Genomic DNA, 303 nt, shown 5'->3' with positions numbered 1-303 from the left:
TCTTTTGGTGAGAAATTGGAGCGGCACACGAGGCTCGAACTCGTGACCTCAACCTTGGCAAGGTTGCGCTCTACCAACTGAGCTAGTGCCGCATTCAAATAGTTTCTAGTTACAAGTTTCTAGTTACAAGCTAATGCTTTCCCCTTGAAACTTATATCAATTTCTTTTGGTGAGAAATTGGAGCGGCACACGAGGCTCGAACTCGTGACCTCAACCTTGGCAAGGTTGCGCTCTACCAACTGAGCTAGTGCCGCATTCAAATAGTTTCTAGTTACAAGTTTCTAGTTACAAGCTAATGCTTTC

At 44.9% G+C, this 303-nt stretch carries 2 tRNA genes; both read right to left on the bottom strand.

The window, feature by feature from the left end:
- Positions 1-16: 16 nt before the first annotated feature.
- Positions 17-92: transfer RNA gene (locus JIG37_RS22535), tRNA-Gly, on the bottom strand.
- An 86-nt stretch (positions 93-178) separates the two neighbouring features.
- Positions 179-254: transfer RNA gene (locus JIG37_RS22530), tRNA-Gly, on the bottom strand.
- Positions 255-303 lie beyond the last annotated feature (49 nt).

The organism is Pseudoalteromonas sp. bablab_jr010 (assembly GCF_016464105.1).
Classification (GTDB): domain Bacteria; phylum Pseudomonadota; class Gammaproteobacteria; order Enterobacterales; family Alteromonadaceae; genus Pseudoalteromonas; species Pseudoalteromonas simplex.
This window is presented reverse-complemented; position numbering and strand designations above follow the sequence as displayed.